This is a genomic window from Candidatus Aquicultor sp. (assembly GCF_054640775.1).
Map to the genome: position 1 here is coordinate 1 of NZ_JBTSLF010000035.1, position 9325 is coordinate 9325.

At 46.0% G+C, this 9325-nt stretch carries 7 protein-coding genes and 2 riboswitches; of the genes, 4 read left to right on the plus strand and 3 right to left on the minus strand.

Annotated elements, in window-relative coordinates:
* Together ACYC56_RS04690 and eno are read left to right on the plus strand one after the other, a co-directional pair.
* Window positions 1-825 (plus strand): OB-fold nucleic acid binding domain-containing protein (locus tag ACYC56_RS04690; RefSeq protein WP_461373025.1); only part of this gene is annotated, 825 nt, incomplete at its 5' end.
* A 254-nt stretch (window positions 826-1079) separates the two neighbouring features.
* Entirely contained in the window at window positions 1080-2393 is a 1314-nt protein-coding gene (gene eno, locus ACYC56_RS04695) for a phosphopyruvate hydratase (protein ID WP_461373026.1), read from the plus strand.
* Between the two features lie 85 nt (window positions 2394-2478).
* Here the strand turns inward: eno and ACYC56_RS04700 are convergent, their stop codons facing one another.
* The 3 genes from ACYC56_RS04700 to ACYC56_RS04710 all read right to left on the minus strand — a co-directional run bounded on the left by ACYC56_RS04700 (window position 2479) and on the right by ACYC56_RS04710 (window position 6932).
* The gene (locus ACYC56_RS04700; RefSeq protein WP_461373027.1) at window positions 2479-3645 is read right to left on the minus strand and encodes a cation:proton antiporter; all 1167 of its coding nucleotides are present in this window, start codon (window positions 3643-3645) and stop codon (window positions 2479-2481) included.
* A 21-nt stretch (window positions 3646-3666) separates the two neighbouring features.
* Window positions 3667-3727, minus strand: a riboswitch (Fluoride riboswitch).
* A gap of 237 nt (window positions 3728-3964) precedes the next feature.
* Window positions 3965-5158, minus strand: a complete 1194-nt coding sequence (locus ACYC56_RS04705; protein ID WP_461373028.1) for an MFS transporter — start codon at window positions 5156-5158, stop codon at window positions 3965-3967.
* Window positions 5142-6932: a dynamin family protein gene (locus ACYC56_RS04710; protein WP_461373029.1), complete on the minus strand. Its 1791-nt coding sequence runs from the start codon at window positions 6930-6932 to the stop codon at window positions 5142-5144. The genes ACYC56_RS04705 and ACYC56_RS04710 overlap by 17 nt, the downstream gene beginning before the upstream one ends.
* A 39-nt stretch (window positions 6933-6971) precedes the next feature.
* Window positions 6972-7033: riboswitch (Fluoride riboswitch) on the minus strand.
* A gap of 202 nt (window positions 7034-7235) precedes the next feature.
* Between ACYC56_RS04710 and ACYC56_RS04715 the strand changes: the two genes are divergently transcribed.
* Both ACYC56_RS04715 and ACYC56_RS04720 read left to right on the plus strand, forming a co-directional pair.
* Window positions 7236-7595 (plus strand): DUF190 domain-containing protein, encoded by a 360-nt coding sequence (locus tag ACYC56_RS04715; RefSeq protein WP_461373030.1) that lies wholly within the window; start codon window positions 7236-7238, stop codon window positions 7593-7595.
* A gap of 232 nt (window positions 7596-7827) precedes the next feature.
* Window positions 7828-9325, plus strand: a 1498-nt coding sequence (locus ACYC56_RS04720; RefSeq protein WP_461373031.1) for an HAD-IC family P-type ATPase, incomplete at its 3' end; no start/stop codon positions are given.

Genomic DNA, 9325 nt, shown 5'->3' on the forward strand with positions numbered 1-9325 from the left:
GGACAGTTTACCATCTTCGATATGGGGGATGGCGGCGGGGGCGCAAGCGAGGACGTTAAGGACCCGATCGATGAAATAGTACCCGAGTTTGAAAAGCACGAACTTCTCGCGTATGAAAAGGAGATGCTGGGTCTTTACGTATCCGACCACCCGCTCTTGGGCTTGGCCGACGCGCTGGCAAACCAGACGGAGTTCTCGACCGTTGAGCTGAAAGAGCAAAAAGACGGTACCATCGGCTGGATCGGCGGCATCATCACCAGAATCAAGAAGATAAACACCAAGAAGGGCGACCTTATGCTCTTTATCGAGCTTGAGGACCTGGATGGATCGGTCGAGGTCGTGGTTTTCCCCGGCACTGCTGAAAAATACAAGACCTTGATCGAAGTCGATAAGATGGTCGTCATCAAGGGCCGCCTCGATGTAAAAGAAGACGAGGTAAAAGCCCTGGCGATGGAGATAAAGGAATTCGACACCGAAGATAAAGGCGCCGGAAACGGCAGGCGCAAGGCCAGGGTAAACGGGAATGGCAGTGGCAGCGGTAACGGAAAATCCAACGGCTTTAAGGCGGTTGAAAATTCCATCCTGGTGCTTACTGTTTCAAAGGCCACGATGACCGCTACATTCATTAACCGCCTCAAGGATATTCTTACATCCCATCCCGGCCCTATCTCCGTATATCTAAAAGTGCAAAACGGAGGCAAACCGGTCATCTTAGAGTTCTCATCCGATTTTAAGGTATTCCCACATGGCGGTCTTATAGCCGAGCTGAAGGAGCTTGCCGGCGAGACCGCTGTTGAGGTGCGAAGCGGAAAGCAGAGCAGTTGAGACGACGCTGTGATAATTAATAAGGATTCGAACCTTAATCTCACGATTGCACACTTTTTGCTGGCAGCATATTGTTACTGCCGGTTGTTGAATTACCTGATAGCACATGGTTTGATGATTAAGACCACACCTACTTTCCGCTTAATCCTCACGATAAACTTCGCGTTTGCCGAAGTTATCTCTGTAAAGGGTATATTTACAATGTTGAGGCTAAAAAGTAACCCTAAACTATTAACTAATAAAGGAGAAATCTTATGGCCAAATATGTGATAGAAGATATTAAAGCGATGGAAGTATTAGATTCAAGGGGCAATCCAACTGTTGAAGTGGAGATAACCCTTGAATCAGGAATTACAGGTAAAGCTGCTGTTCCATCCGGGGCTTCGACGGGAACAAGAGAGGCACTTGAGCTAAGAGATAAAAACCCGGAACGGTTTGGTGGCAAAGGTGTAACAGAAGCTGTTGAAAACGTAGAAAATATCATTAAACCAGCACTGATCGACAAGAGTGTTCTTAACCAATTAGAAGTAGACCATATTCTGCTTGAGCTAGACGGCACGGAGAACAAGAGTAAATTAGGGGCAAATGCGATTCTTGGCACTTCAATGGCGGTTTCCAGAGCCGCCGCCAATGAATTGGGTGTCCCACTTTACCATCATCTTGGCGGCTCTCAGGGCATAACTATGCCAGTCCCGATGATGAACGTCTTGAACGGCGGCGTTCACGCCGATAGCGGTATTTCATTGCAAGAGTTTATGATTGTGCCGGTTGGAGCCAGGAACGTTACTGAGGGCATTAGGTTTTGCGCAGAAGTTTATCAGAACCTTAAGAAAGTATTAAAAGAGGCGGGCCAGATTATCTCGGTTGGAGACGAAGGCGGTTTTGCTCCGCGCTTGGGTACAAGTGAGGATGCTATCAAAGTTATTGTTCAGGCCATAGAAGCGGCTGGCTATAAGGCTGGAAAAGACATAGCAATTGCTCTTGATCCGGCGGCAAGCGAGTTTTATAAGGATGACGTTTACCAGTTCGACGGTGAGAGAAAAACCAGCGAGCAAATGATTGATTATTATGAGTATCTCGTTACCACCTATCCGGTTATCTCAATTGAGGATGGATTAGCGGAAGGTGATTGGGATGGTTGGAAAGTTATGACCGAAAGACTGGGCAAAAGAATTCAGATTGTCGGCGATGACATCTTTGTCACTAACCCAAAGATATTTAAAGAAGGCATCAGGCAAGGTATTGCCAACGCTATCTTAATAAAGCCAAATCAGATCGGGACCGTTTCAGAAACTCTTGAGACCATTGAACTTGCACGACTTTATGGCTACAAGACCGTTATTTCTCACAGGTCAGGAGAAACCGAGGATACGTTTATTGCCGACCTAGCGGTGGCGACTAACGCCGGGCAAATGAAGACAGGCGCTCCTGCTCGCTCTGAAAGGGTATCAAAATATAACCAGCTTATGAGAATTGAAAAGAGACTAAAGTATGCAAGCTTCTATCCCAACATCGCCTTACTTGGAAGCTACACAGAAAAAGAAGAGCCAAGAAGGGAAGCTGCTTAGTATTAAGCTTGGTAATCTTTAAGACTATCGCTCTGGCCTGCTTCATTATCTTTGTGGAGCAGGCTTTGTGTACCTCAAAATAGTGTTACGCGGATAGCTTCTTCGGTTCTCCGTTTAAATCAACTATATCCTCCGAATGAACCGGCAGGAACCATTTTTGCGCAATGAAGGTCGGGATAACAGCGCTTGCGATAACTACTCCAATTAAGACCGAGTACTGGACCTGGTTTATAATTCCAGAGGTCAGGCCAAAGACACTTGCAATGGTTCCAAAAGTTAAGCCGGTGCTCATAAGCAGGGTAGTATAAACGCTCCCATCTGGAATATATCTTTTTGCAAGGAAATAAACACCGAGGAATTTGGTGAGTATTTTAATAACAAAAAGGATAACGAAAAGCCCTAGCGCAGTTGCGATTAGCGGAAGAGATATTCTAAGGCCGCCAACGATGAAAAAGACTGGGGTAATAAAAGCGTAAGCGACAGTTCTGAGTCTGTTTCTAACAGCTTTTGTCTCGGATGTTTCGGTAAAGTGCTTTGACATTAAAAGCCCCAGCAAAAATGCCGGAAGAACAGCGTGGCCGTCCCCAAGGTTTGCGAAATACATAAAGACTAACAAAAGCAGGAAGATATATTTGATCTCGGGTTCCACCACTTTGTTTTTATACTTTGGGTTATCAAAAACGAGATGGGAAAACTTAGTGGCAAGAAAAATCACAGCGATAGAGACTGCAATAAAGACGGCTGTGTAAAGCGTTGGCTTAATAAATAAAATGCTCAGTACAAGGGCGGTGCCCATATCAGTTATAAAGGTTGCGGACATAAGCAATTTGCCGATCTCGGTTTGGGAGAGACCGGTCTCGACAAGAACCGAATAAACAACGGCAAGCGATGTTGTCGAAAGGGCGGTGCCGCCAATTAAAGCTGCCTGTAACGTCCAGCCAGCTACTAAATAAGCATATAAGGTGACGCCAATAAATGGCAATACAAAAGATGAGATGCCAATAAGCAAACTGGCACCGAGCTTTTCTTTCATCAGCTCAGTGTCGATCTCGGTTCCGGCAAGATATGTTAAGACTATACCGCCAAAACTCGCTAAATATAGCATCCAAGGCTCTGTTTGAAAGCCTAAATTTCCGGCAACGGCTCCTAAAAGGATCTCGATTATTGCTACCGACAAACCGATCCTTAAGGAGATTAGGCTAGCAGCCAAAATGATTAAGCCTGCAGCTAAAGGGATAATATCCGCTTTCATGCTATCTCTCCTTTTGTTAAGTTATCGGTAGGAGTCATTAGCTTTTGAGCGGTTAAAGGTGAACTCCATCACCTAGTTTTTTTATACCTCTATTTGGGGTTATGTAATACAGGAAGTGGTAAAAAGTTTCAAGGTTCAAATAAATTGTCAAATGTGTGACATTCTTTTACGCTAATCATGACAACCAACTGTGCTTAAAATCAAGTTGCCAAAGACCGTTTATACTGCGCACTGACCTATTAAGTGCTCGCATTACTTAACCCCAGTGCCTGTTTGGATAGCTTATTTCAAGGTACACTTTTGAGCGATTTGCAATCTTCTATGGGCCGGCGTTATCTCGATTATCATTTGGAATCAAGGCCATGAAAAGCACGAGCGCAAGAACCGAGACGGCGCTGCCAAAGAAAAACGGTGCGCTTGGGCTGATCTTGTCCCATAAAAATCCTGCTATGAGGCTTGCAGGAAGCAGCGCGATTCCTAGCACCAGACTAAGAAAGCCGTAAGCCGTGCCTCGCAAATTCTCCGGGACAATATCGGCGGTATAGGCTTTAAAGATACCCTCGGTAAAAGCGTAATACAGGCCGTAAGCTGCAAATAGAAGCCAGACGGTAAATGGACTATTTACCAGTGCAAAACCAAGGTAAACGAGGGAAAATATTAAATATCCGGCGACGATTACGGATTTTCTACCAATTCTATCTGAGAGGGCGCCGATAGGCGTGGAAGCAAGCGCGTAAACCGTATTAAAAACGAAATAGACAAGGGGAATTAAGCCAACCGCGACACCCACATTGTTTGCTCTTAGAATGAGAAAAGCGTCGCTTGAGTTGCCGACGGTAAAGATTAAAACGATGAGTAGAAACAGCTTAAATTGCCTATTAAAAGGCTTAAGACTTAGCCTTAAATTTTCAACTTTTGCAGCGTGTACTTTTTCTTTAACAAAAAGAGCAAGAACGATAACGCCAATAACGGCCGGGATGATGGCAAAGCTAAAGTAAAGCCTGAAGTTATTATGTAACAAGGGAAGAGTGGCAAAGGCGATCAGGGGCCCAAAAGCGGCGCCTAGCGTGTCCATCCCTCTATGAAAACCAAATGCCTTGCCGTACTCCTCGCTGCTGGTAGAATCTGCTATCAAAGCATCCCTCGGTGAGGTTCTGATGCCTTTTCCGAAGCGATCAACAAACCGGGCAATTAACACCTGCCACCAGACAAAAGAAAGGGCAAGTATCGGTTTTGCAATTGCTGCAAGGCCGTAGCCAACAACGGTTAACCTTTTGCGTCTTCCAGTTCGGTCAGATAGCCAACCGGAAATAACTTTAAGTAAACTCGCTGTAGACTCGGCAATACCCTCAACTAAGCCAACGATTGCAACCGGGGCACCTAATACCGTGGTGAGAAATATCGGAATTAGCGGATATACCATCTCCGTGGAAATATCCGTAAAAAAACTGGTTAGCCCGACGAAGAAAACGTTCCTTGAAAAGCCCAAGATTTTTTTATTTTGCTGGCGCATGTATGCCTCTTTCGCTATCTATTTTAGCTGAAAGCGCCTTTAAATCCAGGTCAATTTCGGAAACCTTTTTCTCGTAAGCCCCAAGCTCAAGCTTTCTTTTTTGGATTTCGCTCTCATTTTTTTGACGGTACTTAAGTCCTCTTACAACCGCCGATTCGATGCTGCCTACCATCTCGGATATTCGGCTATCTAACATGCTCTTTAATGAAAGCAGGCTTTCATCTAGTCTCTCATAAAGATCGCCCCGGACTCGGCCGCAGTGCATACCGAAAAGGTCGGTCAGTTTTTGCTTTGCGTCCCCATAGATCATCTTTGCGGCAAACACTTTAGGAAGGATGCCTCTTACCGGCATGACGAGAAGATCGATGCTGGTTGTCTCTTCTTCAAGCAGGTAATAGAAGCGCTTGCTATCAATGAGCATAACGGTATCGACGATTTGCGAAAGGGAGAGCCCGAATATTTCTGATGCCGTGCTTGCAATCTCTTGAGCGATTTTGTTCGTCTCATCAATGAGGCGCTCGGCGACCATCTGAAAACCGCTCGACATCTTTTTCTCTTGTTCGCTTCGCCAGCGTGTAAAGGTTGAAAGAATAATGCTTCTGACGGCCTCGTCTAGCTTATCGGCGATTTCTTTTTTCGACCCGGCTTTAACCTTTTGAAATTCAGCATCAAGCTCATTGATTGCTTCCGGTAGCTGCTCTTTCTTTAAAGTCTCTACTTCCTCGTCGTATTGTTTAAGAAGCTCACTGACCTGCCCCTTCATGAGGTAATGTGCATCGAGGCGTTTTCGCTCGATTTGCTCAACATATTTCTTGAAGTCCCCCAGCTGCTTTTCGACGAGTTCAATGGGGTCTTCAAGGGTTTTAAGCTCAAGCTCGGTGTGGCGAAGGGCATTATCCGTTGCTTGTAAGCCGCGGTTAACGGCAACATTTAGCATGAGCTGGCCCTTTTCCTTGAGTAAAAACTCCGAGAGGTCTTGCTCAAACTCAGGCAGATTACTCTGCTTAAGGGCATCCTCGTTGTTATCTATCCGTCCTTGTAAGGCAAGGCGGGCAGAAAGCGGAATTAAAGTGATATTGTCGCCAAGTGCTTGTTCTAACACTTTTCTGCTAAATGCCAAGGACTCTTCTCGCTCGGCTTCGGATAAATAATCAATTTTGTTCTGGATAAAGAAGATCTTCTCTATATACTGTTTGATATCTGAAAGATATGCGATTTCGGTTTTGCTAATCGGTGGGTCAGAGGAAACCAAGAATATGACCGCATCGGCTTCCGGCAGGTAATCATAAGAGACCTCGGTATTGTGTTCGTAAATTGAACCTACACCGGGGGTGTCGACTAAAATCATGCCTTCTTGCAAATATTTAGAAGGATATTGAACGATAACCTTTTTAACATTTCGCACGTTGCTCGGGTTCTTTCGCTCGGTTACGTAATCATCAAGCTCAGAAAGCGTTATATCTTTTATCTGGCCGTCTTTAAAAATAACCTTAGCCGCTGGGGTTTCTTCGTAGATCAGTTCGGTGATGATCGATGTGAGGGGCACAACGGCCATTGGTAGCACGGCTTCGCCAAGTAATGAGTTAATAAAAGAAGTTTTACCTCGCTTGAATTCACCCATGACTACCAGGTTGAATTTGTTATCTTGAAGTTTTTGCGTCGCATATTCAAGATTGTTAAGGTTGCTGGAAGACCCATTTTGGCTAAGGGTTGCTTTGAGATCAGAAAGGGTTGTAAGTAACTCTGATTTTGTTTCGGTATAGTTATTTAACATGCAAACCACCTCATTTTAGATACAAAAAAGCCCCTACGATTCCTCGTAGGAGCTATTAGCCGTTTTTGGCGATTTGCGCGAGCCCCATCGCGAATGCAATTATTTTCTTACCATTATTCCTTACAACTAAATCATAAGAGAAAGCTTGCTCGCCTGTCAACAAGTATAACTACCTATTAATATCAAGTTTTAACCGAGAATAAACATAACGATGAAGATAGTCGGTTCTTAGTAGTGGCTATTTGTTTTGCAGAGTTTATAAGGGCTTTTAATGGGGGATAAAAAGGCAGGGAGGGGTCTTTTATGAAAATAACTGGCCCGGGCAAGCTCGTTAGAATCTTTATAGACGAGTCCGATCAGTGGTATCGCAAGCCATTGTATACCGCCATAGTGCAGCGTGCCCACGAAGAAGGATTAGCCGGTGCAACGGTACTCAGAGGCGTTGAGGGCTATGGTGCACACAGTAGAATTCATACTTTAAGAATCCTTCGTCTTTCCGAAGACCTTCCGGTTGTTATAGAAATAGTCGATAAAGAAGAGCGGATAAATGCCTTTTTGCCCATTCTTGATGAGATGGTTGCAGAAGGGCTTGTTACCATCGAAAACGTCGAGGTTTTAACATATCGGCATCGCTTTGCCGAAGAAGAACAAAGAGCCGTCTAATTCACTTTTCTTCTTTTTTGATACCACGAAAAAGGAAAGAGAGGCAATCTGCGAGCTTGAACCCTCCAAGGATTCTTTCGGTGGTTTCTTGATTATTCTGCGCAGAAATAACAGGTAGAGGGCTTGACAGGTGTCTGTTGCCAGATCGCTTGGTGTCACCGTTTGTACGCTAAGAAATAGAAAAGCTAAAAAATGGAGAACATATTCTTAAATAGTTCGGGGAGATATGTTTATGTCGGCAAGCCCAAACAGTTTTGGCTTCTCCATTGATCAGGGGCCAACATCTTCAGAGAGGCCCAATATAACCACACAAGGCTTAAGCAGTGAGGAGGCCAGGCGGCGTCTGGCCCGGTATGGTCCCAACGAGGTCATTGAAGAGCGTAAAAATCCGACTATAGTCTTTCTCGGTAAGCTTTGGACCCCCGTGCCCTGGATGCTGGAAGCGGCTATTATCCTGACCTGGCTTTTAGGTAGAACCCTGGATACCATCATTATTGCATTTTTACTGATTTTTAATGTGGCGGTTAGTTTTTACCAGGAAAACAGAGCAAGCAATGTTCTTGAGTTGCTTAAGCAACGCCTTGCCGTAAATGCCAGGGTAAACCGGGATGGAAAATGGAGCGTTTTGCCTGCCAGAGAACTTGTGCCCGGTGACCTTGTACATATCCGTCTTGGCGATATCGTTCCCGCGGACCTTTCCGTAGGTGAGGGGCAGGTTATGCTCGACCAGTCAAGTATAACGGGGGAGTCCCTTCCTGCTGAAGCGGGAAAAGGCGCTAAAGCCTATTCAGGGTCGGTTGTTGTTCGCGGTGAGGTGAGTGGAATAGTAACAGCTACGGGTAGTCGCACATTCTCGGGCAAAACAGCCCAGTTGGTGCAGGAGGCGCAGCCTGTTTCCCACCTTCAGATGATAATTATGGGCATAGTTCGCTACCTTATCATTTTCGACGCGGCTCTGGTCGCCTTGCTCTTGGGCTACACACTGCTTGCACGTGTTCCGCTAGGCGACGCTTTGCCCTTTGCATTGATTCTGCTTATCGCTTCGGTGCCGGCGGCTCTGCCGGCCACCTTTACAGTTGCAACCGCCATCGGTGCCCTGCAGCTGGCGCATAAAGGCATCCTCGTTACCCGTTTAAACGCAATCGAGGAGGCCGCCGCCCTTGATGTCGCCTGCCTTGATAAAACGGGCACCATTACCCGGAATAAACTAAGCGTTGTTGACCCTAAGGGCTACGGGCGATTTACACCAGAGATGGTTTTGCAGCTTGCGGCTTATGCATCCGACCCCGCAACGCAGGACCCCATCGATCTCGCTGTACTGACCGGTTGCAAAGATAGAGGGATTACCGTTGACATGAGCGCTCGCGTTAGTTTTACGCCTTTTGATCCGGCCACCAAGCGCACTGAGGCCGTAATTCGTGAAGGTGGTACCTTACTTCGCGTGATAAAGGGTGCGCCTCAAATTATCTTGCAACAGGTAACGGGCCTTGATACAAGCGAAGTCAATAAAAATATAGAGGCATTTGCAAAACAGGGTTTGCGGATTATCGCTGTTGCGATTCGACCGGCCGGTGAAGAAGGAAAACCTGGAGGCGGCAAGGAAGACGATACGCTTACTCTGGCCGGCATCTTGCCTCTGGAAGACCCACCCCGCAAAGACTCTGCCGCCTTAGTGCAGCGTTTAACAGAGCTAGGCAACTCTATCAAGATGCTCACAGGCGATAGCGCCC

Coding starts and splice junctions, on each gene's coding strand:
- eno (WP_461373026.1), top strand. CDS start 1,080: ATGGCCAAATATGTGATAGAAGATATTAAAGCGATGGAAGTATTAGAT.
- ACYC56_RS04700 (WP_461373027.1), bottom strand. CDS start 3,645: ATGAAAGCGGATATTATCCCTTTAGCTGCAGGCTTAATCATTTTGGCT.
- ACYC56_RS04705 (WP_461373028.1), bottom strand. CDS start 5,158: ATGCGCCAGCAAAATAAAAAAATCTTGGGCTTTTCAAGGAACGTTTTC.
- ACYC56_RS04710 (WP_461373029.1), bottom strand. CDS start 6,932: ATGTTAAATAACTATACCGAAACAAAATCAGAGTTACTTACAACCCTT.
- ACYC56_RS04715 (WP_461373030.1), top strand. CDS start 7,236: ATGAAAATAACTGGCCCGGGCAAGCTCGTTAGAATCTTTATAGACGAG.